This window comes from Rivularia sp. UHCC 0363 (genome assembly GCF_034931125.1).
GTDB lineage: Bacteria > Cyanobacteriota > Cyanobacteriia > Cyanobacteriales > Nostocaceae > Rivularia.
Window position 1 is genome coordinate 37161 of the sequence record NZ_JAYGHM010000049.1, and the last position, 26796, is coordinate 63956.

The window sequence follows — 26796 nt, forward strand, 5'->3', positions numbered from 1 at the left end:
AGCGAACAAATACTATAGCTCAGACAACTGGAATCGTAAGGGGTGGACTTGTGATAAGCAAGGCTTTGATTAACTATACTGAATCAGTGAAAATGTAAATTGCGTTACCAATAACACTTTATTTTATGCGGGTAAATACTGTAATTAACTGTATTTTTAACCTAAAGGTAGATACCTATTAGGATTAATTCTGAGATACTACTAGCGAGAAAAAATTAAATAGATTTGAGTAATCTTTTTGCTACGAGAGAGTTTTCTTAGAAGTCGGGAAAATGTTTCTTAGATAGTTTGAGTTACGATTATCAACTGAGTCAATTTACTTGGGCGATTCGGAAAATTCGATCAACATATACATCTAATAACTTAGCTATTTCACACGACAAAACAAATTACTTATGGCTACAACACTATCTGCGGGCGATATTGCGATTATTGGCATAAATACTGATAATCCTGATAACTTTAGTTTCGTTTTACTAGTAGATATTGAAACGGGTACCGAAATTAGATTTACTGACAGTGGCTGGACGGATAGTAATGCGTTTAGAGCTAGTGAAGGAGCTTTTAAATATACTGCTACAACAAACTTATCTGCTGGAACAGTAATTAATTTTGTTAATGATGCGGTAAATTTTGCAGCCGATAATGATGCTGGTGTTGGTACTAATGGATTCAATTTGTCTACCAGTGGCGATCAAGTTATTGCTTTCCAAGGAGCATCCACAAATCCAACTTTTATATACGCAGTACAAACAAATAGCACTCAATTTCAAACTACTGCTAGTACTTCTAATGATTCTGCTCTACCAAATGGGTTAGTAAATGGTACTTCTGCTGTAGCAGTGGGACAAGGTTCTGGTACTGAATGGGACAATTCTGTTTATAATATGTCTGTGACTAGTGGAACTAGAGAAGAAATTCTTGCAGCAGTTAGTAACCCAGTAAACTGGACGGGTTCTAATGATGTGCTAACCATACCAACTAGTTCTTTCACTATCGGTGGTTCTAACAATAACGATACCACCCCTCCAGAATTGAATGCGACAACACCTTTAACCCCAGCAGACGACGCAACCAATGCTGTAATTGATGCCGATTTAACAATCAAATTCAACGAAAGCGTCCAAAAGGGTACGGGTAATATCGTTATCAAGAATAGCTCTGATAATTCTGTAGTCGAAGCCTTTAATGTTGCAACTTCCACAGCAATTACCATTAGCGGCGATACTGTAACTATTAATCCTACAAATAACCTCGCAGCTTCAACTGGTTTTTATGTAGAAATTGATGCGGGAGCGATTAAAGATGCAGCAGGTAACAACTTCGCAGGGATTTCGGGTAACAGTACTTGGAACTTTACTACTGGTACGGAAGATTCAATTACTGAAATCTACGATATCCAAGGTGCTGCTCACACTTCACCATTTGTTTCGGTAGATTTTGATAATTTACCAGCAGACACATTTACTATTTCAGGAAGTGAAGTTACTACTACAGGTATAGTTACCGCAGTAGATACCAATGGTTTCTATCTCCAAGATGCAACAGGAGACGGAAACAATGCTACTTCCGATGCTATCTTTGTTTTTACTCGCTCTGCTCCTACGGTTACAGTTGGTGATGCACTACAAGTTAGCGGTACAGTTAGCGAATTTTTCCCTGGTGGAAAAAGTACTGGGAACCTTTCCACAACTCAAATTAGTAGTCCTACCATAACCATACAATCTAGCGGTAATCCACTTCCCGCAGCAACAATTATTGGTAGCGGTGGTAGAATTCCTCCTACCGAAAATATTGATGATGATGCTTTCGGTACTATTGCTGGTAAAGGTAATTTTGATCCCGATACCGATGGGATTGATTTCTTTGAGTCGTTAGAAGGAATGTTGGTGACAGCGAAAGATGCAGTAGCTGTTGCTCCTACCAATCGCTTTGGGGAAATTTTCACGGTTGTAGATAACGGTACGGGTGCGACAGGTTTAAGCGATCGCGGTACTTTAAATATCAGCCCCGATGATTTTAACCCCGAAAGAGTTCAAATCAATCAAGATTCAGGAATTTTGCCAGGGTTTACTATTCCCCAAGTAAATGTTGGTGCAAAGTTGGGAGATGTAACCGGAGTTGTTGGTTACGGTTTCGGTAACTTCGAGATTTACCCAACTCAGGATTTTACCCCAAATATAGTTCCTGCAACTATCCAGCAAGAAACCACCAACTTGATGGGTAATGCAGATAAGCTGACAGTTGCTAGCTACAACGTTTTGAATCTCGATCCCAAAGTTGAAGACCCTGCTAAGACTAATAACCCTAATAATAATAGGGATGTAGACGATGATGAAGGAAATGGGCGTTTTACTAAAATCGCTTCTCAAATCGTCAATAATTTAAAAACTCCTGACATCATTGGTTTACAGGAAATTCAAGATAATACTGGGGCTGAAATTAATGATAATGTAACATCCGCTAGCGAAACTTTACAAAAGCTAGTTGATGAAATTAAAGCAGCAGGTGGTCCGACATACAGTTTTATCGATAACACTTTCATCGGTAATAATACTAGCGGCGGTCAACCTGGTGGTAATATTCGCACTGCTTTCCTCTACAATCCCGACCGCGTAGACTTAGTAGATGGTTCGGTTGAAACAATTCAAGACGATGCTTTTGATGGTAGTCGCTTACCATTAGTCGCTAAATTTACTTTCAACGGTGAGGAAGTTACCGTTGTTAACAATCACTTCTCATCTAAAGGTGGTAGCGCTCCGATTTTAGGTGAACAGCAGCCTTTTGAAGCCCGTCAAGAAGAAGTCAGTGTTAATGGAAGCCTTGATGAACGTCAAGCACAAGCGCAAGCAGTTAAAGGTTATGTTGATGGAATTTTAGCAGCAGATGCAAACGCAAATGTTGTTGTAGTGGGTGACTTGAACGAATTTGAATTTGTCTCTCCCGTAAAAACTTTGGCGCAAAGCTTGACAAATTTGACAGAGACTTTACCAGAAGACGAACGTTACAGCTTTAACTTTCAAGGTAACTCACAATCCTTGGATCATATTTTGGTTAGTGATAACTTAGTAGGGAATGCTGAGTTTGATATAGTACACGTAAATTCTGAATTTGCCGATACTTCTCAAAAAGCTAGCGACCACGATCCGTTAGTTGCAAGTTTGTCTATCCCACAACAAATAAAACCACAACCGGAAGCGAAAATTCTTAGCGAGAATGTTAACGGAACTACAATCGAGTCAATTGACTTACGTAATTTCGCTAGTCAAGTAACTGTGGATTTCAAAATTAGTAGAGAAGCTGATTTTGATAACCAAGTTTACTTCTACGCAGTTGATGATATTACTGGTACGGTTGATGGTTTAGCACCTGATGCTGATGGTTATCTAAAAGCTGCTTTAGATAATCTGGTGTCTCCCGCATTCTCTACCAGTGATGATAATACAGAAACAGGAACCGTTCAATTTGATGCAGGTTCTATTGTTGTTCCTGTAATTATTGCTGATGGGACTTTATCTGAAGCATTGAGCGGTGTAGCAGAAGTTTACTTTCCGTACTTGGGTGCAAACAGCGATAACGGTAACTTCGATCACATCAAATTGCTTGATAACAACACCTTCGGTTTCGAGGATTTACCCAACGGTGGCGATCGAGATTTTAACGATATCGTAATTCAGTTAGATAACTTTAGAGTGTAATTGTCAAGATTATTTCTGCCTGTAGAGCCAAAACTAAGGAAAAATCATTCTACAGGATGAAGATAACAATTTTCGACTTTAAGGTAATTTGTAATCCTTGGTTTGTACGTGAGTTGGTGATACCGTATTGAAAAACACAAGAGTTTGATATATTACATACAAACTCTTATTTTGCGGAAACTACCCAAAGAGCTAGCCTTCGTGATTAATTAGAAAATTGTCAACAAATAATCAAAATCAATAGAGCAACCAAAATATGCTGAATTTAGCCGGAACTATTAAATTAGAAGGTGCAGAAATTTCCGCTTACGATTCTGGAACTAAGCGTATTTTTGTGACTGGAGAAGCAGGAGCAAATAATGTAAATAGCATTGTTGAAGGTTCTCCTATTCTGCAAGTTGTTGATATTGCTGACCCAAGTAAACCCGTAGTAATTAACCAAATTGACCTTTCTAGCTACGGTGCGGGAGTTCAGAGTGTTGCCGTCAAAAATGGCGTTGTTGCTGTGGCTGTTTCTGCTGAAACTCCAACTGACCCCGGTAAAGTCGTTTTCTTCAACGCTTCTGACAGTTCTTTCTTATCTCAGGTAACTGTAGGCGCTTTACCTGATATGCTTACCTTCACCCCCGACGGTAGCAAGGTATTAGTTGCTAATGAAGGTGAACCCAACGATAGATTTACCGTTGACCCAGAAGGTTCGGTTAGCATTATTGATGTTTCTAATCGTGCTACTCCTACCGTCACCACTGCCGATTTTAAAGCATTTAACGGTCAAGAAGCAGACTTAAGAACAAAAGGAGTTAGAATTTTCGGTGAAAAATCTGATGGTACTCCATCTACAGCAGCCGAAGATTTTGAACCAGAATACATTGCTGTATCTCCTGATGGAACAACTGCTTTCGTTACCTTGCAAGAAAATAACGCTTTCGCTGTTGTTGACATTGCCAGTAGTAAAGTTACAAGTATTTTGCCTTTAGGATACAAAGACTGGAGCGGTGCTAATCCGACATTGAAACCATTCAAAGCAACATTTGATGGTTCTCAGGAAGTTACACCTAATACTTCTACAGCTACAGGAAACGCTTTACTGCAACTCAATCAAGCGGGAAATGCCCTAAATTATACCATGACCGTTTCCGGTTTGGATTTTGGGACATTAGCAGGTGGAGCAGCTCAAACTGCCGATACAGGTGATGATGTAACCGGGATACACTTCCACAATGCCGCACGGGGAGCAGGTGGTCTGGTTGTCTTTGGTATTTTCGGACCCGCACAAGATACCGACGATCGCACTATTACTATCAACGCTAACGGTACAACTACAATTTCTGGGGTTTGGGAAACTACAGATACCGCAGCCAGTACAAGCTTAAGTAATTTCGTTGCCGATTTGCAAGCTGCAAACACAGACGAAGATGTGAATTTGTACTTCAACATCCATACCGAAGAATTTCCAATGGGCGAAATTCGCGGTCAAATTATGGGTAGTACCGTACAACTTGATGCTAGTAATAGAGACGACGGCATAAACTTCGCTAACTACCCCAATCTATTCGGGATGTACCAACCGGATGCGATCGCCAGTTATGAAGCTAACGGCGAAACCTACTACATCACCGCAAACGAAGGGGATGCACGCATTCGTCCCGATGGGGATATTGAAGTTGATGGTAGCGAGATTGAAGAAGGTGCTGATTTCAATGAAGAAGCACGAGTTGGTGATGATGAAATAATTCTCGACCCCACCGCTTTCCCTGACGCAGCAACTTTAAAAGAAGATGAAAATCTCGGTCGTTTAAATATCACCACCACCCTTGGCAATACTGATAACGACCCCGAATTTGAAGAACTCTACGCTTACGGCGCTCGTTCCTTTTCCATCTTTAACAGCAGTGGTGAATTAGTTTACGACAGCGGCGATTTAATCGGTAAACTGACATCTCAACTAGTTCGCGAAAAATTCAACTCCCAAGGTGATGCGGACAGTTTTGACAGCCGCAGCGACGACAAAGGAGCCGAACCCGAAGGTGTAACCATTGGTCAAGTTGGTAATAAAACCTATGCTTACGTTGGTTTGGAAAGAACCGGCGGTGTAATGGTGTTTGATGTAAGCAATCCTACCGCAGCTAGTTTCGTACAGTACATCAACAACGAAGGTGATTTAAGCCCAGAAGGTTTGACTTTCATCGATGCACAAGATAGCGCAAATGGCAACTCTTTATTAGCTGTTACCAACGAAGTAAGCGAAACATTAAGTATCTATAACGCGAATATTCCCGATACTAATGATTCAGATACTTTCACCTTACAACTACTCCATGCAGCCGACCAAGAAGCCGGTATTCCCGCGCTCGATGATGCACCCCGCTTTAGTGCTGTATTGAATGCGTTGAAAAATCAAGATGCTGATAACGATGGAAGTGTTGACTATGAAAATACCGTCATACTCTCCTCTGGTGATGCTTATATTCCTGGTTTATTCTTAAACGCAGCAGCAGACCCATCCTTAGCTCCTTTATTAGGTAAAGCAGGTGCGGGACGGGCTGATATTGTCATTCAAAATGAACTTGGTTTCCAAGCCATTGCTTTTGGAAATCACGAATTTGACTTGGGTACGGGATTCGTTGCATCGGTACTTACTCCCGATGGTGATTATCCTGGTGCCAATTTCCCTTATCTAAGTTCTAATCTCAACTTTACCAACAACACCGACTTAGCTCCTTTAGTAACTGCGGATGGTCAAGAAGCCAGCACTATCCCTGGTAAAATTGCCAAGAGTACCGTAATTACCGTCAACGGTGAAAAAATTGGTGTAGTCGGTGCCACAACTCCTACTTTAAATCGAATTTCTTCTCCTGGAACCGTTGGTGTTCTCCCCGCAGACTCTACCGATATCAATGCTTTAGCTGCGGAAATTCAAAAGTCAGTTGATGCGCTACTTGCAGCTAACCCCGACCTCAACAAAGTCATCTTGCTTGCTCATATGCAGCAAATTGCCATTGAGCAAGAATTGGCTGGTTTGCTCAAAAACGTAGACATCATTATGGCTGGTGGTTCTAATACTCGCTTGGTAGACGAAACCGACCGTCTGCGAGATGGAGATACCGCTCAAGGTGTTTACCCAATCCTCAAAAAATCAGCTACTGGGGAAGATGTCGCTGTCATTAACACCGATGGTAATTATAAATATGTCGGTCGCTTAGTAGTTGATTTTGATGCTCAAGGTAGAATTATTCCCCAAAGCATTAACCCAGATGTCAGCGGTGCTTACGCTACTGACGACGCAGGAGTTGCAGCGCTCAACGCTGAAAATTTGGTAGACCCAGAAATTAAAGCGATTACCGATGCTTTACGGACAGTAATTCAGGAACAAGACGGGAATGTCTTGGGTATTACCGATGTCTTCCTCAACGGAGCTAGACAAGATGTGCGGACTCAAGAAACCAACTTGGGTAACTTAACCGCTGACGCAAACCTCACTTATGTCAAAGGTTTAGATTCAACTGTTGCTGTTTCCATTAAAAACGGTGGTGGTATCCGCAATAGTATCGGTCGCATTTTCACACCCGCAGGTGCTACCGAATCGGAAAAACTTCCTCCCGAAGGAAACGAGTTATCTGGTAAACCCGATGGTGGTATTTCTCAACCAGATGCTCAAAACGCACTATCATTTAATAACGCTTTAACTCTCCTTACCGTTACAGCAGAGCAGTTAAAGCAAGTTCTCGAACATGGTGTCTCAGCAACAGCAGCTGGTGCTACCCCCGGTCAATTCCCCCAAATTGGTGGTGTTTCCTTTAGCTTTGACGCTACCAAACCCGCAGGACAACGCATTCAAAGCGCTGCGATCCTCAACGACGATGGTACTGTAAAAGAAACCTTGGTCAAAAACGGTCAAGTCGTAGGAGATACAAACCGCGCAATTCGGATTGTCACTCTAAATTTCTTGGCTAATGATAATGGTGATGGTTATCCTTTCACAGACTTTATCAAAGCTAATCCCACTTTTGCCAATCGAATTGATTTACTTGGTGAAACCGATAAAGACCTCAACTTCAACGGTAAAATTGACGCAGCAGTTGATCCCGCAAAATTCGATCCAGGTAAATCTAATTTTGCTAATTCCGGTTCCGAACAAGATGCATTTGCTGAGTATCTCCTAGCTAACTTTAATACTCCAGAAACAGCATTTAAAGTTGCTGACGTTGCACCCGCAGAAGATATGCGGATTCAAAACCTTGCTTTCCGTGCAGATACTGTATTAGCTGGTTTAATGGAACCACCTGTAGTACAGCCTCCTGTAGAACCACCTGTAGTACAGCCTCCTGTAGAACCACCTGTAGTAGAACCACCTGTAGTACAGCCTCCTGTAGTAGAACCACCTGTCGTACAGCCTCCTGTAATAGAGCCTCCTGTAATAGAGCCTCCTGTAGTAGAGCCTCCTGTAGTAGAACCACCTGTACTAGAAAATATCATCATCGGTACTGATGTTAATGGAACTACAGTTGAATCCATTGACCTAACAGGTTTAACTGGTCAAGCCACAGTAAACTTTACTATTAGTAGAGAAGCTAATTTCAACAATGAGGTTTATTTCTACAAAGTTGATAATATTACTGGTAGTGTTGGCGGTGTAAAAGTAGGTGAAGCTGGTTATGTGACAGCGGCTTTAAACAACCGCGTTTCTCCTGTATTCTCTACCAGCGATGACAATACACAAACTGGAAGCGCTCAATTTACCGCAGGTTCCATAGTGGTTCCCGTAATTATTGCTGACGGTACATTAGCTGAAGCTATCAGCGGTGCGGCTGAAGTTTACTTCCCATACTTGGGTGCTAACACCGATAACGGTAACTTCGACCACATTAAATTTATCGGTAATAACACTTTCGGTTTTGAAGACTTAGCCAACGGTGGTGACAAAGACTTCAATGATATCGTAATTAAGATTGAGAGTATTGCTTAATTGAAGGTTTGAATATAGCTTATTTCTCACATATTTTTTGAGAAATATATTGAGGAATTAGCTATCTCTTTAAAAGCAAGTTAAGTAGATAGGCGTAATTAAATATAAGATAAGACCTCACCACGCCACTTGCTACAACGCGGGGAACCCGCGCAACGCAGTGGCTTCTCAATCCCTCTCCTTATTAAGGAGAGGGAAGCCGGACTAAGGATGAGGTTTTATATTTAATTTGACCCACTTACTTGTCAAATATTTACACCTAGCAACCTTACGGTTAACTAGGTGTTTTTTTTATTTTAATTCTTAGTTTTTAGCGATAGTTAATACAAGATTAAATAGCAATACCGTTCAGCGCAGCTGCGACTCAGGCACACCTACGGTGAACGTTCCTCAACCCAACCTACGCTATTAGCCTCACATACAGGAGTTCCCAGCCGGAGACTGGGAACAAGAAGTATTAACTGTTTTCACTAATCTATTTTTCTTACAACAATACATATTTTTTCGGTATTAAATTAAATCAAAATTAAATATTTGTAAATAGTAATTCAGTACATTGCGGTGATTAAAAGGTCGCTGTTATACTGCGATCGCAATTGGTCGTGCATCCGGGGAATTACTTAGAAATAATGAGAGCAAATTACTTTTCAGTTTTTCCCATTGCTTCAAATAGTACGACAAACGTTAATTTTATAGCAGAGGAGAATCGAGTTAATTTCATGGCTAATACTCCATTCGACACTAACGAACCGGCGCAATTAAAGGGTCTCAACGGTTACAACACCGACCCAATTGTTACCATCGGTGAAACTATTAATGATTACACTCCTCCAGGTATTCTCGATGGTTTAGGTGCTTTTGCCCTAGATGCAGATACCGTTCGCGTTTTAGCCAACCACGAATTACGTCCAGATGTTGGTTATGCTTACCAACTAGCTAACGGCACCTTCTTAACTGGTGGTCGTGTAAGCTACTTCGATATCAATAAAAATACCCGTCAGATTGAGGGTGCTGGTTTAGCTTACGACACAATTATCAACCGTCAAGGTGAAATTGTAGACGAAGCATCAGACTTAGAATTTAATGGTTTGAATCGTTTGTGTTCTGCTCAGTACATTGCAGCTAATCAATTTGGTGCAGATCGCGGTTTAAAAGATGGGATGTTCTTTACCGGAGAAGAAGGCTCTGGTGGTACTGAATTTGTAGTTGATACTGCTACTGACACCATGTACGCCGTACCCTGGATGGGTCGCGCTGCTTGGGAAAGTGTTACCGAGTTAGATACGGGAAATACGGATAACGTTGCACTTCTGGTTGGTGACGATCGCGCAGGTGCGCCTTTATTAATGTACGTTGGTACTAAAGATAAAAGTGCTAATGCTGGCTTCTTAGAACGTAATGGTCTTGTCGGTGGTAAGCTCTACGCTTGGGCAGCAGATAGCGGCGAAACTTCACCCGAACAGTTTAAGGGAACTAAGGAAAGTCGTACTGGTAAGTGGGTTGAAATCGACTTCTACCGTCCTGACCTTGCAGGTACAACAGACTATGACGCTGATGGCTTTGCAACTCAAGCTAAACAAGATGCATTAGCCCAAGCAGCAGGTGCATTCACTTTCTCCCGTCCTGAAGATGTAGCTACCAACCCTGAAGATGGAACTATTGCAGTCCTGGCTTCTACTGGTCGTGGCGATCGCTTTCCTTCCGATGACTGGGGTACTACTTATAAAATTGATGTTGATTTCAAAGATATTAACGCAGGTGATATTACTGCCAAACTTGACATCCTTTACGACGGTGATGATGCAGGTGCAGGTCAGTTCGCAGGTTCTGACTTTGGTCTGCGTAGCCCCGATAACTTAGATTGGGCTGATGATGGTTTCATCTATGTTCAAGAAGACCGTTCCACCAGTAAATTTGGTCAAACTTCTGGAGAAGAAGCTTCCATCTGGCGTTTAGACCCTAATTCTGGTGAGTTGGTTCGCGTCGCTCAAATGGATCGTAGTGCGGTTCCCGCAGGTCAAACTGATAGCAATCCTACTGATATTGGTAACTGGGAATCCTCCGGTATCATTGACGTTTCCAGCTTATTTGGCGAAAAACCTGGCGATTTGTTTTTGTTCGACGTTCAAGGTCACAGCCTTGGAGGTGGTGCGATCGCTGATTCTAACCTTGTTGAAGGTGGTCAGCTAGTGTTCTTAGAAAATCCTCTTGAGACAATTAATCAAGTCTCTGAGTCTAACACCTTCGATACCGCTGCTCCTGCTCAAATGCAGGGTATTAATAATTACAGCGTTGACCCTATTTTTACCGTTGGTGAAAGCTTCGACACAGGAACAGAAGTTTACACTCCTCCTGGTATCTTAGATGGTTTAGGTGCTTTTGCTTTAGATGCAGATACTGTTCGAGTTTTAGCTAACCACGAATTACGCCCAGACGCTGGTTATGCTTACCAACTAGCTAACGGCACCTTCTTGACTGGTGGTCGTGTCAGCTACTTCGATATCAATAAAGATACTCGTCAGATTGAGGGTACTGGTTTAGCTTATGACACAATTCTCAACCGTCAAGGTGAAATTGTAGACGAAGCATCAGACTTAGAATTTAATGGTTTGAATCGTTTGTGTTCTGCTCAATACATCGAGGCTAACCAATTTGGTGAAGGTCGCGGTTTAAAAGATGGGATGTTCTTTACCGGAGAAGAAGGCTCTGGTGGTACTGAATTTGTAGTTGATACTGCTACTAACACCATGTACGCCGTACCCTGGATGGGTCGAGCTGCTTGGGAAAGTGTCACCGAGTTAGATACGGGAAATACGGATAACGTTGCACTTCTGGTTGGTGACGATCGCGCAGGTGCGCCTCTATTAATGTACGTTGGTACTAAATATAGAAGTGCCGATGCTAACTTCCTCGAACGTAACGGTCTTGTCGGTGGTAAGCTCTATGCTTGGGCAGCAGATAGCGGCGAAACTTCACCCGAACAGTTTAAGGGAACTAAGGAAAGTCGTACTGGTAAGTGGGTTGAAATCGACTTTTACCGTCCTGACTTGGCAAATACTGATGGCTATGATGCTGATGGTTTTGCAACTCAAGCTCAACAAGATAAATTAGCTCAAGCAGCAGGTGCATTCACCTTCTCCCGTCCTGAAGATGTAGCTACTAACCCTGAAGATGGAACTATTGCAGTCCTGGCTTCTACTGGTCGTGGCGATCGCTTTCCTTCCGATGACTGGGGTACTACTTATAAAATTGATGTTGATTTCAACAACATTGGTGCAGGTGATATTACTGCTAAACTTGACATCCTTTACGATGGGGATGATGCAGGTGCAGGTCAGTTCGCAGGTTCTGACTTTGGTTTGCGTAGCCCCGATAACTTAGATTGGGCTGATGATGGTTTCATCTATGTTCAAGAAGACCGTTCCACCAGTAAATTTGGTCAAACTTCTGGAGAAGAAGCTTCCATCTGGCGTTTAGACCCTAATTCTGGTGAGTTGGTTCGCGTCGCTCAAATGGATCGTAGTGCGGTTCCCGCAGGTCAAACTGATAGCAATCCTACTGATATTGGTAACTGGGAATCCTCCGGTATCATTGATGTTTCCAACTTGTTTGGTGAAGCACCTGGTGATTTGTTCCTATTTGGGGTTCAAGGTCATAGCCTGGAAGGTGGCGTAATTGACGCTGCGAACCTTGTTGAAGGCGGTCAATTGGCATTTTTGGAAAGTTCTGACCTAGCGACACCAACACCTCCTACAACTCCTACAATCATCACTCCTGTTTCAGCAGGTAGCCCCATCGGTACCGTAACAAAAGACGGAAACGTGATGGAAGTTATTGACCTTACGGGTGCAGAGTTCGCAGGTAAAACTGTAAAAGCTAGCTTTGAAATCAGCAGAGAAGCTGACTACAACAATAACGTTTACTTCTATACAGTTGATGCTGCTGACGGTAACATCGGTGGTTTAGCGCCTGATGCCAGTGGATATATTCAAGCTGCATTAAATAACGTCGTCAACGCATCCAAGGCATTAACAACCCCCGACGAGAAAACCACAACAGGAACTCTCGACATCGCAGGTGGAGACATCTTGGGTGTTGTCATCATCGCTGACGGTACTTTAGCAGAAGCTAGAAATAACCTCAGTAGCGTAGAAGGCGTTTACTTCTCTTACATGGGCGCTAACACAGACAGCGGAAGCTTCGACCATATTAAATTCGAGAACAATATGTTCAAATTTGAAGATTTGGTTGACGGTGGTGACCAAGATTTCAACGACATGACCGTCAAGATTAGCTTTGCTGTGTAATTAAGGTCAGGAAATAAACTCTATCAAGATAGTTAAAGTCTAAATTTGTTGGTTTGTAAGATTTTAACTTGACTAAAGTTTAATTCTACTTACATCTTGCATCAGTTGCAATAACCGCCTTAGAATAAATCCCCAGGCTTATAAGCAAAGTCTGATAAATCAGACAAGGCTCATGTCCTACGGACACGCTACGCTAGTAGTACGTTTTAACACTTTGTATATCAGCCGATGATTTTGATTTCAAGGTGGGTTTGGGGGCTTGTTGACACTGCTGCAAGATGTCAAATTTTACCGACTTCTTTAAGAGGTCGGTTTTTTTATCTATATTTTGCCAGAAGACCCTCAGTCATACTCATATGCTCAACCGCAAAACTCTCGGAAGCGAATTGATTGGAACAACGGCAATATTCACAGTATCCAAAGGCACGAGCAGCAACAATACGCCTAATTGATGCTGGGGTTTTCTCTGACATTAAGCTTACCGACATTTCAGTTCGGTTGCTTGGCACGCACTTCGATATCTTCAAGCGTTTGCAGTAAAAGACGCTTAGCTTGCATTTCCCAACCTAATTTCTGAATTTTGATCGCAGCAAAAGTACCACCGATCGCAGCTAACAAACCGATGGGTTGATGAAGCGAAATTCCGAGTAATAAACCCAAACCACCAATTCCCCAAAACGGTAAAGCTACTGTTTGCCGCTGTTCTTCAATAATTTTATTTATTTCACCCGACGGCATTTGAGTCAATAATTCTTCTTTTACCTTTCGCTGTTCTGCCATTGGTACAGCTAAACAAATTTTTCGTCGCAGTTTTTCAATTTTACGAGCATCGGTGCTGTATTCTGTAAGTTCATCAAGAGTCATTGACAACAAACGTTTTAATTGTTCCACTGTGTGCCTTAAGTCCCTTATATTTTTTTAGTAAAAAGCTATTCAATGTTATTTAGGTATCTTATCAGTTTATAGGGTAGGGTGCGATGCTTAACAACTGATTAAGTATCTATTACAAAATAATAATAATACTTTTAGGCGATTGCCAAAAATATTTAAATAATAAATACAGAAAACGTGGGTGCAAAAATTGAAAACCGATACCCTCTTCTACGACCTAGTTAGAGAACTTCCACAACTATTTTTTGAACTTATTGGTAAACCAGAAACAGACACCAATATCTACACATTCACGGCACAGGAGGTAAAAGATCAATCATTTCGTTTGGATGGTTTATTATCTACCGTTACAGGTAGTGAAAACGAACCATTATATCTAGTCGAATTTCAAACTTACAAAGATGAAGAATTTTACGAACGCATTTTTGGACAACTTTTCGTTTACTTCCGTCAATACCGTCCCCCAAATCCCCAATGGTATCTAATTGTAATCTACGACAGAAGAAGTAATGAAACTCCACCCCATCCCCGCTACCAAACATTGGTAAAAAACCACCTACATCGTATTTATCTTAAGGAACTCCCTGATGATGAGTCATTAGCCACAGGAATAGCAAAATTATTCGTTGAGACTCGTAAGAAAACTAGCACCCTAGCACAACGACTTATGAGTAAAGCTACGGAGGAAATAAGTGATGAAAATAATCAAAAGAAAGTGCTAGCATTTATCCAAAGCATCGTGGTCAAAAAATTCCCAAAACTCAGTAAAGAGGAAATCGAGGCTATGCTTAACTTAGGTGATGACATAGAAAAAACAGGTTACTACCAAAGTGTCAAGAGAGAAATCGCATTAAAGGCTGCAAAAATACTACTGGAGGAAGGAGACACTATCGAGAGAGTAGCTAAGGGATTAGATTTGGATATCGAAGAAGTAAGAAAGTTAGCAGAAAAAAATAGGTCAATAGATCAGTAGCTCAATTGTAATACTTGGCTCGTTTTTAGTAGTAGAAGCGAGTCAATAATTACCATTTGTTTTAAGTCCACGGAATACCGTTACTTAAAAAATGGACAATTCTCCCCAAAACTGGATAAAACTACCCATCATCACCTGACCTTAACGGCTAGTTCAGGATTACAGCTTGGATTCTCACCAAGTTCCTTAACACGAGTCACATTTGATGTACCGACCTCCACAAGTCTTCCAAGCTGGGGTTTCCCCGCGTTCCTTGTAGAGTGACTGCTAAGGTTCGCTGTTAACGACTGTTGATTATAAAACTCATGACGGCGCACCACCTTGAGCTTTTTGTTGAGTCGGTACCATGAAGCCCAAACGTGTCTCCTTCTAGCTATCACAGCCGGGAGAGCGAACTTCCTCTGGTACAGACTCACTTAGCCTCATTGCCCTATTCGCTTGAACTAAGCCAGCAGCGGTGTCGGAACTCATTCCATACAACGCCATAAACTTTGTCAACCCAATCAATGAGGAGTTACTAACCCTACCGTAGATAACTAAAATAATTATGCTTTTTTAACTCGACAAGCAAAACATTTATAGGCTTGCTGACCTGATAAATTATCATAATACCGATCGCCACTTAATAAGTTTGTCGATTTATACAAGGGAGCTTACCCGTTCGAGCAGATGCCAGTAAGGGATTCCCTTGGGTGACGATCGCTTTGAGCGCATAAGTAAATCGGCTCCTGTGACAGCAGCAGCGCTAACGGCGACTCTTTTGATCAAGCCGCGTCGTGAATGTTTGTTACCTCCAGTCATTGAAGATGCTTCCCTTAGAAAAATACATGATTATAAAATTACTCTATAACGTTTTCATCCCCCCTAAATCCCCCGATAAATTGGGGGACTTTATCTTGTTCCTTATCTCTGACAAGAAACACAGTGCTTAAGAGAGAGCCTCATCCAATATGTTCCCAGTCTCTGGCTGGGAACAAGATAAAAGTCTGCAACTGTTAGTTTGTAAAATTTAACTTGAATTTAATCGGCTTCTTCGAGGAGTCGGTTTTTTTGTTTTTGCGGTCAAAACTTACACAGCCACTAGGCTCTATCGAATCATCAAAGATTAATCAGAGGATAATCTTTTATTAACTCAGATGTATAGAAATATTAACTACATTACATATAGGCTAAGGTCAAGGCTATAATTCTGCCGATTCAATCAGTAAAAATACATAAAAAGGAACATCTTAATGGCGGTTAAGTTAACAGGATTCGCATCGCTAAGTGCCGATACTTTTGCGGAAGGTCCTCCATCGGGTGCCGATATTTCTGCAAACGGACGCACCAGACCCTTTGAAGGACAGCCAGTTCAAGGTTTTAGTGGGGTGCAGTTTGCTCCCGGTAATGATGGTTCCTACTGGTTTTTATCGGATAACGGTTTTGGAAGTAAAGATAATAGCGCGGATTATCTATTGCGGATTTATCAGCTAAAGCCTGATTTTAAAAAGGAAGATATCGGAAATGGAACTATTGAAGTTGAGAAGTTTATCCAGCTTTCTGACCCTGATAATTTGATACCTGTCGATATTGTTAATCAAGATTCTCCACAACGCTTGTTAACTGGTGCGGATTTTGATGTAGAATCTTTCGTTATTGCTGATGATGGTTCGATTTGGATTGGGGATGAGTTCGGGCCGTTTCTACTTCACTTTGACGCAACCGGGAAATTAATTGAAGCTCCCATTCCGACTCCAAACGTTCCTAATATAAAGACTTTAAACGGTCAACCTCCCTTAGTAATCGGTCATCGGGGTGCTAGTGGTTCCCGTCCCGAACATACTTTGGCAAGCTATAAATTAGCGATCGCCTATGGTGCGGATTTTATCGAGCCTGATTTAGTTGCTACTAAGGATGGTGAATTAATTGCCCGTCATGAAAATGCTTTAGCAGTTGTAGAGCTTGATGAGCAAGGGAATATTGTATTTGATGCCAACGGTAAACCTACTGTAACTTCGGAAACTACTAATGTTGCCGATTTAGATAAATTCACCGACCGACTTACCGTTAAAGAAATCGACGGAGATAAAATTGGTGGTTGGTTTAGTGAAGATTTTACCTTGAGTGAAATCAAGGAATTACGAGCCAGAGAAAGAATTCCCGGTGTTCGTCCGCTGAATACTGCTTTTAATGATGAGTACGAAATCCCGACTTTCAAAGAAGTTATCGATTTAGTTAAAGATGTAGAAGCGGAAACTGGAAAGAAAATCGGAATTTACCCAGAAACCAAGCATCCTACTTATTTCGCGAAAGAAGGAACTTTGATCGATGGAACTCCGATCAATATGTCGCTCTCGCAAAAGTTAGTTGATACTTTGGTTGAGGAAGAGTTTACCGACCCCGATCGCATTTTTATTCAGTCCTTTGAAATCGAAAATTTGATCGAACTGGATAAAAATATTATGCCTGCTGCGGGTGTTGATATTCCCTTGGTGCAGCTTTTGGGTGACTTTAGCGATAACGGTGGTAGTTTCTCGGTTCCCCATGATATTGTTTACAATTTCAACTCGGATAACGCAGATGCTAACCCCGAAGTTTACGCAGGTTTCCCGATTACTTTTGATGAAAACACCAATTACGGCGATTTAGCGAATCAAGAAGCTATTAATTATATAAGTACTTACGCTGATGGTTTGGGACCGTGGAAGAACAGCTTTATACTACGTGAATCTTTGGTTACTCCTGTTGATGGTAACGGGGATGGGAAAGCGGAAATTACCACGCAGCTAACTGGGGAAATATTACCATTAATTGATTGGGCGCATAATGCGGGTTTACAGGTTCATCCCTACACTTTGCGGAACGAGGAACGCTTTCTGACGCTCAATCCTGACGGGACACCGCAAACTGCAAAAGCAGAATTTGAGCAGTTAATTGAATTGGGTGTGGATGGATTTTTTACTGATTACTCATTTACTGGTGCCCAGGTAAGGGATGCAATAGTTGCTCCAGAAGTGCGATCACCTCAAAATCCAGATGTACTTTTCAACACCTTGAATGGGCAAGCGCCGCTAGTTATCGCTCACCGGGGTGCGAGTGGGGAACGACCCGAACATACTTTGGAAGGTTATCGTCGTGCGATCGCTCAAGGTGCAGATTTCATCGAACCGGATTTGGTTATCACTAAAGACGGTGTTTTGATTGTCCGTCATGAACCAATTTTAGATGGTACCACCAACGTCGCTGAGGTATTTGGGGAGGAGCGTAAATCTACAAAACTTCTCGATGGTGAGGAAGTTACAGCTTATTTTGCGGAAGATTTCACTTTAGCGGAAATCAAGCAGTTACGAGCGGTTCAACCTCTGGCTTTCCGCGACCAATCTTTCAATGGTGAGTTTGAAATTCCCACCTTTAAGGAAGTAATCGAACTGGTAAAGCAAGTAGAAGCGGAAACTGGGGTAAAAGTTGGGATTTATCCAGAAACAAAACATCCGACTTTCTTTGATAATCAAGGGTTGTCATTAGAAGAGCCGTTAATTGCTACTTTGCAGGAGACTGGTTTTACCGATCCCAAGAGAATTTTTATCCAGTCCTTTGAAGTCTCAAATCTGCTCGATTTACAAAATAACTTGCTTCCCGATGCTGATTTGGATTTACCCTTGGTACAGCTTTTAGGTGATGTCGAAGATGCGGAAATCAACGCAAATGGTGGTGGTTTCTCGGTACCTTACGATATTGTCGCTAATTTCAGCAACCCCGACTTTGACGCAGCAGATGCAGCGGCAATTTACGGTGACTTTGTAAGTATTGTTCCGGATTTTGGCAAAGATGTCACGGGTGATGGTATTCCCGATACGACTTATCAAGATTTAGCGACCAAGGAAGTCTTTGATTATATTGGTAAAACTTACGCTGAAGGTGTGGGACCTTGGAAAAACAGCTTTGTATTGCGCGAATCCCTGGACACTACTCCCGTAGATGGTAACGGTGACGGGAAAGCGGAAATTACTACACAACTCACCGGAGAAGTTCGTCCTTATGTAGAATGGGCCCATGATGCAGGAATGCAGATTCACCCTTACACTCTGCGAAATGAGGAACGTTATTTAACTTTAAACCCCGACGGTACCCCACAAACTCCGGAAGCCGAATTTAAACAGTTAATTGATTTGGGTGTAGATGGTTTCTTCACCGACTTCCCCGAATCTGGAAGAATTGCGGTTAACCAAGAAATAGTTTCCCCGAATCTTTCGTCATCTCGCGGTTTTGAAGGAATGGCATTTAGTCCCGATCGCAAAACCTTATATCCTTTATTAGAAGGTGCGGTAACGGGAGACCCGGATGATGCTCTGCGAATCTACAAATTTGATGCGACGACTGGTAAGTATACTGGTAAAGTTGGTTTCTATCAAACCTCAGTTGTCGGTCATGCGATCGGTGACTTTACCCCTATTAACGATGCGGAATTTTTAGTTATCGAACGCGATGGGAAGCAAGGAGAAGCAGCCGAATTCAAGAAGATTTTTAAGGTTGATATTTCTCAGGTAGATGAAAAGGGCTATGTGCAGAAAGAAGAAGTCGTCGATTTGTTGAATATTCAAGACCCCAACGACCTGAATAACGACGGTAAAACTACTTTTGATTTCCCCTTCGTCACCATCGAAGATGTTTTAGTTATTGACGAAAACACAATTTTAGTGGCTAACGACAATAACTATCCTTTCTCTATTGGTCGCGGTCCCGACATCGATAACAACGAAGTCATCCTCCTAGAGTTAGATAAACCCTTAAATTTAGATCCGCTTTTGGGTAGAAGTGCTGCACAGAGCGAAGAATCTAAATTAGTTGCAGGTAGCAATGATGCAGATTTATTGATTGCTAGGAAAAATTTCGAGGGTAATAATAACAGCCTGTTTGCTGGTTCTGGTAATGATGAGATTGATTTAGCCTTCGGAGGAAGTAACAACCGGGTTAATGCTGGTAGTGGTGATGATTTAATTTATGTAGGGGATCAAAACCGCATATTTGGTGGTATTGGCAATGATGAATTCGATGCTACTGACAGCATGGGTGGTAATCGGATGTCTGGTGGTGAGGGTAATGATATTTTCTATCTAGGTATGGAAGACCGTGCTTTGGGTGGTGAAGGTGAGGATAAATTCTTCGTTCAATCCGGTAGTAATAATATCATCTCTGGTGGTGCGGGTGCCGACCAATTCTGGATTCTCACCGGAGAAATTCCCGAATCCGCGAATACCATCGTTGATTTTGAAGTTGGTAGTGATGTAATTGGTATTTTAGGTATTGATGCAAATACTTTGAAGCTGACCCAAATGGATGGTAATACCGAAATTGCTTTTGGTGGAAATACTTTAGCGGTGCTTAGTGGTGTGACTGACTTGGATGTCAATAATAGCGTGATATTTGCTTAATACTTGATAGATAGTTGCATTGTTCGCGTAATTTTGGAGACGTAGCAGTGCTACGTCTCTACATTATGAATTAATTTAACTATAAAACTTATTATTCATTTCAATTTTAGTCGGATCAAGCTACTTCAATTATCAAGTTATTTTTGGCTATATCAACATAATTCACAAAAGATCAAACTATCCAGATATCAAATTATATACAACATTGTCAATATAGCGATTAGGCTATAAACCTTATTATATCTATATCTAAAGTTAGGTTTTAATCTATATAGCTATTGTGCCATAACACAAAATGGTTCATATTTTTATGAGATTTTCAATGACTTAAAAAAAAGTCAAATACGCATTTTTTTTTATATTTAATCGAATATTTATAATTAGTTAACACAATGTTAAGCTTCGATTCATACCCTTAAATTGGTAATACTAATTAACTGTATCGCCACATAAGAAAATAAAAAATATACATCAGGAATTTAACCGCAATGGCTGCTTTTGACACAACCGAACAGGCTCAAGTAAAAGGTCTTAATGGTTATCAGGTTGACCCAATAGTTACAATCGGTGAAACCATTGATGATTATACTCCTCCAGGCGTTCCAGATGGTTTAGGTGCTTACAAACTCACGGAGGACACCGTTCGGGTTTTGGCTAATCATGAATTACAGCCAGATAAAGGTTACGAATATACCTTGAAAAACGGTACCAAGTTAACTGGTGCTAGAGTCAGCTATTTTGACATTGACAAAAACAGCCTTAAAGTTGTTGATGCTGGTCTTGCCTACGACACAATTATTAACCGTAAAGGTGAAGTTGTAGATGAAGCATCCGACTTAGAATTTGAAGGAATAAACAGGTTATGCTCTGCTCATTACATCAACGCTCATCAGTTTGGTAATGGTATCGGTTTAGAAGATAGTATGTTCTTCACTGGTGAAGAAACTGCTGGTGGAACTGAGTTTGTAGTTGATACTGCGACTAATACCATGTATGCCGTACCTTGGATGGGTCGTGCAGCTTGGGAAAACGTCACCGAACTCAATACTGGCAATACTGATAAAGTTGCCTTGTTGGTTGGTGACGATCGCGCTGGTGCGCCTCTATTAATGTATGTTGGGACAAAAGATACTAGTGATGACGCAGGTTTCCTCGAACGTAACGGACTAGCTAACGGTAAACTTTACGTTTGGGTTGCGGATGATACTAGTATTAATGAACCAGGCGAATTTAACGGTACTGGTAACAGCTTAGATGGTAAATTCGTGGAAATCGACTATTACCGTCCTGACTTAGCTGGAACCACTGAAGACATCGATGGAGACGCAGCTACAGAACCGGAGCTTGCTTATGATGAGTTAGGCTTTGCAACCCAGGCAAAGCAAGATGCACTTGCGGCTGAGGTAAGTAACTTCCAATTCTCCCGTCCGGAAGATGTAGCTACCAACCCCAAAGATGGAACTCAAGCAGTACTTGCCTCTACTGGTCGCGGCGAGCTTTTTGCAGAGGATGATTGGGGTACTACATACAAAGTTGATGTAGACTTTAACAACATTGACGTAAGTGATATTACTGCCAAGCTTGACATCCTTTATGATGGCGACGATGCAGGTGCGGGTCAATTTGCCGACCCCGATAATGGTTTGCGTAGCCCCGACAACTTAGATTGGGCTGATGACGGTTTCATCTACGTTCAAGAAGACCGTTCTACTCAAAATGATACCTTTGGTGGTGTTTCCGGAGAAGAAACTTCCATCTGGCGTTTAAATCCTAATGATGGCGAGTTGGTACGTGTTGCTCAAGTAGACCGGAATGCGGTTCCTGATAGTCAAACTGATAGCGAACCGAATGATTTAGGTAACTGGGAAACTTCTGGTATTTTGGATGTTTCCGAGTTATTTGATAAACAAGCTGGCGAACTTTTACTGTTTGATGTTCAAGCACACAGCATTGAAGGTGGTGAAATTGAGGCTCAGGATTTGGTACAGGGAGGTCAGATTGCATTTTTGATGGCACCCGGTAAAAGTAATCTACCCGTTGCTGGTACCGATGGTGACGACCTCGTGTTGAATAACGGTTCTAATTTTAATGGAATCAATGAAATCATCTTTACTGGTGCCGGAAACGATGAAATTGACCTGGCATTTGCAGCTAATGCGTTAACAGGTAACAACCGCATTGATGCTGGTAGCGGCGATGATACTATCTACCTTAGTAAAGGCGATCGCGCTTTGGGTGGTGCAGGCGATGATAAATTCTTCGTTGGTTCTGGTGGTGATAATATTTTATTTGGTGGCGCAGGTGCTGACCAATTTTGGATTGTCAGTGGAGAAATTGCCGAATCTGCAAATACCATCGTTGATTTCGAGGTTGGTAGTGATGTAATTGGTATCTTGGGTAGTGCAGGCTTGGGAATTGGTGCCAATACTTTGAAGTTGACTGAAATGGATGGTAATACCGAAGTTGCTTTTGGCGATAATACCTTAGCGATGCTTAACGGTGTAACTGGTTTAGATATCAATACCAGCGTTGTGTTTGCTTGATATTTGATTGATGGTTGCGTTGTTCGCGCAATTGTGGAGACTCCGCACTGCGGAGTCTGTACATAAATCACAAATCCTCTGGATTAACTCCCAACTCTCGCAACCGTGCGGCTAAACGTTCGGCTTTTGCACGTTGTTGTTCTGCAAGTTCAACAAGTGTTGGTATCCAATTTTGTTGAGCATCATACCAGCGCAACCATTTTCCTTGTATATCCTGATATGAACCTTGCCAAACTCCCAAACCTAGTTCAATTTCATCTAACCACACCTTTTCATCGGATAAAGCCATTTCTTGGAAACGAGTACCAACTAATTGGAATACTCGCAATATATTAGTATATCTATCAAACACTACATAATAAGGAATTCTTAAAATTTGTTCGTAAACTTCCCATTTAGTTGGGGGTTTATTTATTTCTCTGAGAGTTTGACCTAAATCCTCTTGTTCCGTACCGGGAGAAAGTAATTCAACTACCATAAAAGGACTAACCCCTTCTTGCCAAATTACGTAGCTCAAACGTAAATCTTGCTGTTGGTTTCCGCGAGATACACCAAGTACGGTAAACCAATCGGGACGCTTGTACCATAGCTGATGATGAACGTCATAATAAATATTTAAATCCGTAGCAATCAAAATCTCTTCTTTGGGATAGTTTGATGCTTGAAAGGTTTCTCGCAACAGTTGCGGTTGAAAAATATGAAATTCGTCAGGCAAACCAGATTCCCCTACATACTCGCTAGGTAAATCGTACATCGTGGGGAGCGTTTCTTTAGCAGGTAGAGGAGCATTTGGGTCAAACTCATCCGGATGTTCGCTGCTGTTATCGTACATCGTCGGAAGTGATTTTTTAGGGGTAAGAGGGGGATTTTTTTCGTACATAGGTGCAGATCGAAAGCAACTAACTATAGGTTAGCGGATAGGAAGTATGGATGCTTAATTATCTCTGCTCCCTCTTCCTTTGCGTTCTTTGGGTCTAGTAAGGTTTAATAATCGTATTTAATGCTCAAATTAAATGTTGGGTTACGACGACACTTTCTTTAAGCATAAAAATTATTCCTGTGCCGTGAAGCCAACCTACGAACTTCTTTTTTCGCTCTCATATAAAATGTTGGGTTACGACGCATTTCTACACTTTCTTTAAGCATAAAAATTATTCCTGTGCCGTGAAGCCAACTTACGAACTACGAGAATTATTAAGCTGTTACGCATTTAATTTGTATAATACTAGCGAGCAAGATGCATGTCCTTACGGACACGCTGCGCTACCGCACTACAATGCTTTCATTTTTTCGCATTATATAATTTAGCTGCACATCAGCTTAGCCCACGCAGGTGGGCTTTGTAAATGTAGCCCCACCCTTCCAGGGTGAGGGCTTTTTTACCAAATTCAAAACGAACTAATTATTTTTTTTTAAACTTAAATTAATATTCTCTTAACAAAGAAATGAAACAATGATATTTCCTGCTCCTCAGTATTTTTTCGCATATAAATTTTCTGAAGACCTGGCGATCGCGTTTATTTTGTTTCGATTACGTACAAATACATAAATAGGGAATTTACCTTTTTTAATGGCTAAGAATACTATTATCATGATCGGCGACGGTATGGGCTGGGAAATGGCTCGTGCTACTGCGATATACAAACAAATCCAAAGTGGTGCTACTGGTCAAACTCTCAGCGACTTTTACACCGAGGGTAAAGGTTCTGGACTCAGTTTACAAAGTTTGGACAATTACGGTTTAGTAACTACCTACGGAACCACCATCGCGGGTGATAATGGTATTTACAACACCAGCAACTCTGCGCTTCAAGGCGACCTTTCCAAACGAGTAACGGGAGAAGGGGAGATTCGTGACGGTTTTGAATTCGATCCCAGCTTTAACCCAGGAATTAACCGAAATGGTGGTGCAGATGCAAATTCCGGAGTTGAAGGTAATTTGGTCGGTTACGACCCTGTAAGAGGTGGAGAAGTCCCTTGGGATGAAGCCTATTATGGTGGTGACACTAGCGGTGGCTTTGATAAGGAATATATCAAAAACAGCTATCCCGACTCCGCGAATACGGCTACCACTTTATACACCGGCACTAAAACCTATAACGGTGGTGTGGGAGTCGATATTTATGAACAACCTTTAGAAAGTATCCTTACTAAAGCAGCAATTCAAGGAAAAGCAACGGGTTTAATTTCGTCAGTTCCCATTGACCACGCAACCCCTGGTGCTGCTGCGGCTCAAGTTAACAGTCGCGGAAAATACGATGAATTTGGGGTTATTGACACCATTCTCCAGCAAGAATTAGGTGTATTTAAACCTACAGTTCTCTTGGGTGGTGGTCATCCCTTATCTAACGTTGATGACCCCTTACCCGACGGTGTAGAACCTCCCAACGGACGTATAGAACCTGCCAGCGATTATACTTATGTATCTGAAGGTACTTACAACGAACTGAGAAATAACCCTACAAATAACATCTATGGTTATACTTTCTTGGAGCGCGGAGTTGACGCAGCCAAAGTTTTAGCCGATACCGCTGCGGGAATTGACCCAGAAACGGGACGACTGTTAGGAATTTATGGTGCTAGAGGTCAGGAAGGAAATTTACCTACCGCTTCTGCTGATGGTGATTATGGGACAACAGGTTTCGCTCAATTCACCTTGGGTTATGGCACAGATCCACTCTACCCATTAGGAGTCGGCGATACAACCAGACCTTTGCTACCTGGGGAAACAGACGAGCAGTTTATTGCTCGCGAACGTAACGAAAACCCCACCCTCGACGACTTGACAAAAGCAACTCTGGATGTGTTGGAAGATGACGAAGATGGCTTCTTCATGATGGTAGAAGGTGGTGACGTTGATTGGGCTGCTCATGACAACAATTTAGACAACCTGATTGGTAATACACTGGAATTTGATAAATCAGTTAAAACCGTTTTAGATTGGATTAATGCTAATGGTGGGTTTGAAGAAAACCAGTTAGTGATCACAGCTGACCACGACCATTACTTAACTTTAAATGAGAACTTCCCCGAACTGCTGCGGAATATTGGACCAAACGCACTTACCTACGGTGTGAACGCTCAAGATACGGATGATGCATTAGATGGTGAAGCTTCACCTACAGATTATGATGCTTCTACACCCGAAGCAGCAGGTCACTTCTGGGGTTCCGATTCCACTGTTAAGCACGCTTGGACTAACCATAGTAATCGTCCCGTACCTGTTTATTATGCAGGACCCGAATCCGCTGCTATTACAGCTTCAGTTGGTCAAGGATTTGAAAACTACGGCGAAAAAATTCCGGGAATTCCTGGTTTAACAGACCAAGTTAACATCGCTGAAGCAATCAGCGCACCATTAGAACTTGGAAATGAATTCGGAGAAGAAATCGTCAATGTAGAATTTGATAACGACAGCATAGAATTAATTAACCTTAGAGGTTTCGGTGACGTTACTGTCAAAGCTAGTTACGAAATCAGTAGAGAAGCAGATTTCGATAACGAAGTATACTTCTACAAAGTTGACAGCGCTAACGGTTTGATTGGTCGTGAATTACCTAGTGGTGATAACTACCTCCAAGCTGCTTTAAATAACGTCATCACTCCTGCTTTCTCGATTGAAGATGACGAAAGCGAAAGTGGAGTTGTGAACCTTGAAGCTGGTTCGATTATCGGTGCAATGATTATTGCTAATGGTAGCTTGGCACAACTGCAAGATGCAGATACCAGCAACGACCCATTGGTTTACTTCTCATTCCCTGGTGCTACTGGTGGTGATGGTTTTGACCACATCAAATTAGTTGGTGACAACACCTTCGGTTTCGAGGATTTACCCAACGGTGGTGACATGGACTTCAACGATATCGAAATCAAGTTTACTAATTTTGCTGTTGCATAATTAAATTTACTTAGAGTTTTATCAACCCGGTTTCTTCGAGGAGCCGGGTTTTTTGGTTTATAGAACGCAAAAAAATATAATCTTATATTTAACTGCATAAAACTAAATC

Annotated in this window: 10 protein-coding genes; 7 read left to right on the top strand and 3 right to left on the bottom strand. The window is 41.7% G+C overall.

Features of this window, described 5'->3' with window-relative positions; genetic code table 11:
• The first annotated feature begins 395 nt into the window (after nt 1-395).
• The 3 genes from VB797_RS24020 (at nt 396) to VB797_RS24030 (ending at nt 12971) form a co-directional block, all read left to right on the top strand.
• Entirely contained in the window at nt 396-3698 is a 3303-nt protein-coding gene (locus tag VB797_RS24020) for an Ig-like domain-containing protein (protein WP_323240264.1), read from the top strand.
• Nucleotides 3699-3954: 256 nt separating this feature from the next.
• On the top strand, nt 3955-8664 hold the full coding sequence (locus VB797_RS24025; protein ID WP_323240265.1) for a choice-of-anchor I domain-containing protein: 4710 nt from the start codon (nt 3955-3957) through the stop codon (nt 8662-8664).
• A 719-nt stretch (nt 8665-9383) separates the two neighbouring features.
• Nucleotides 9384-12971 (top strand): alkaline phosphatase PhoX, encoded by a 3588-nt coding sequence (locus VB797_RS24030; protein WP_323240266.1) that lies wholly within the window; start codon nt 9384-9386, stop codon nt 12969-12971.
• 489 nt (nt 12972-13460) lie between these two features.
• Here the strand turns inward: VB797_RS24030 and VB797_RS24035 are convergent, their stop codons facing one another.
• A complete protein-coding gene (locus tag VB797_RS24035; RefSeq protein ID WP_323240267.1) occupies nt 13461-13862 on the bottom strand; it encodes a hypothetical protein in 402 nt (133 codons plus the stop codon).
• A gap of 181 nt (nt 13863-14043) precedes the next feature.
• On the opposite strand from VB797_RS24035, the gene VB797_RS24040 reads away from it, so the two are divergent.
• A complete protein-coding gene (locus tag VB797_RS24040; RefSeq protein ID WP_323240268.1) occupies nt 14044-14835 on the top strand; it encodes an Rpn family recombination-promoting nuclease/putative transposase in 792 nt (263 codons plus the stop codon).
• Between the two features lie 639 nt (nt 14836-15474).
• Here VB797_RS24040 and VB797_RS24045 read toward each other — a convergent pair.
• On the bottom strand, nt 15475-15636 hold the full coding sequence (locus tag VB797_RS24045) for a hypothetical protein (RefSeq protein ID WP_323240269.1): 162 nt from the start codon (nt 15634-15636) through the stop codon (nt 15475-15477).
• A gap of 425 nt (nt 15637-16061) precedes the next feature.
• Here VB797_RS24045 and VB797_RS24050 point away from each other — a divergent pair, with 425 nt between their 5' ends.
• Together VB797_RS24050 and VB797_RS24055 are read left to right on the top strand one after the other, a co-directional pair.
• Nucleotides 16062-20246, top strand: a complete 4185-nt coding sequence (locus tag VB797_RS24050) for a glycerophosphodiester phosphodiesterase family protein (RefSeq protein WP_323240273.1) — start codon at nt 16062-16064, stop codon at nt 20244-20246.
• A gap of 488 nt (nt 20247-20734) precedes the next feature.
• Entirely contained in the window at nt 20735-22789 is a 2055-nt protein-coding gene (locus VB797_RS24055) for an alkaline phosphatase PhoX (protein ID WP_323240270.1), read from the top strand.
• 67 nt (nt 22790-22856) lie between these two features.
• On the opposite strand, the gene VB797_RS24060 is transcribed toward VB797_RS24055, so the two are convergent.
• On the bottom strand, nt 22857-23669 hold the full coding sequence (locus VB797_RS24060; protein WP_323240271.1) for a Uma2 family endonuclease: 813 nt from the start codon (nt 23667-23669) through the stop codon (nt 22857-22859).
• A gap of 690 nt (nt 23670-24359) precedes the next feature.
• Between VB797_RS24060 and VB797_RS24065 the strand changes: the two genes are divergently transcribed.
• The gene (locus tag VB797_RS24065) at nt 24360-26687 is read left to right on the top strand and encodes an alkaline phosphatase (RefSeq protein WP_323240272.1); all 2328 of its coding nucleotides are present in this window, start codon (nt 24360-24362) and stop codon (nt 26685-26687) included.
• Nucleotides 26688-26796 lie beyond the last annotated feature (109 nt).

Bases quoted from the DNA above. Each gene is read 5' to 3' on its own strand.
- VB797_RS24065 (WP_323240272.1), top strand. From the start codon at position 24,360: ATGGCTAAGAATACTATTATCATGATCGGCGACGGTATGGGCTGGGAA.
- VB797_RS24055 (WP_323240270.1), top strand. From the start codon at position 20,735: ATGGCTGCTTTTGACACAACCGAACAGGCTCAAGTAAAAGGTCTTAAT.
- VB797_RS24030 (WP_323240266.1), top strand. From the start codon at position 9,384: ATGGCTAATACTCCATTCGACACTAACGAACCGGCGCAATTAAAGGGT.
- VB797_RS24020 (WP_323240264.1), top strand. From the start codon at position 396: ATGGCTACAACACTATCTGCGGGCGATATTGCGATTATTGGCATAAAT.
- VB797_RS24025 (WP_323240265.1), top strand. From the start codon at position 3,955: ATGCTGAATTTAGCCGGAACTATTAAATTAGAAGGTGCAGAAATTTCC.
- VB797_RS24045 (WP_323240269.1), bottom strand. From the start codon at position 15,636: ATGACTGGAGGTAACAAACATTCACGACGCGGCTTGATCAAAAGAGTC.
- VB797_RS24060 (WP_323240271.1), bottom strand. From the start codon at position 23,669: ATGTACGAAAAAAATCCCCCTCTTACCCCTAAAAAATCACTTCCGACG.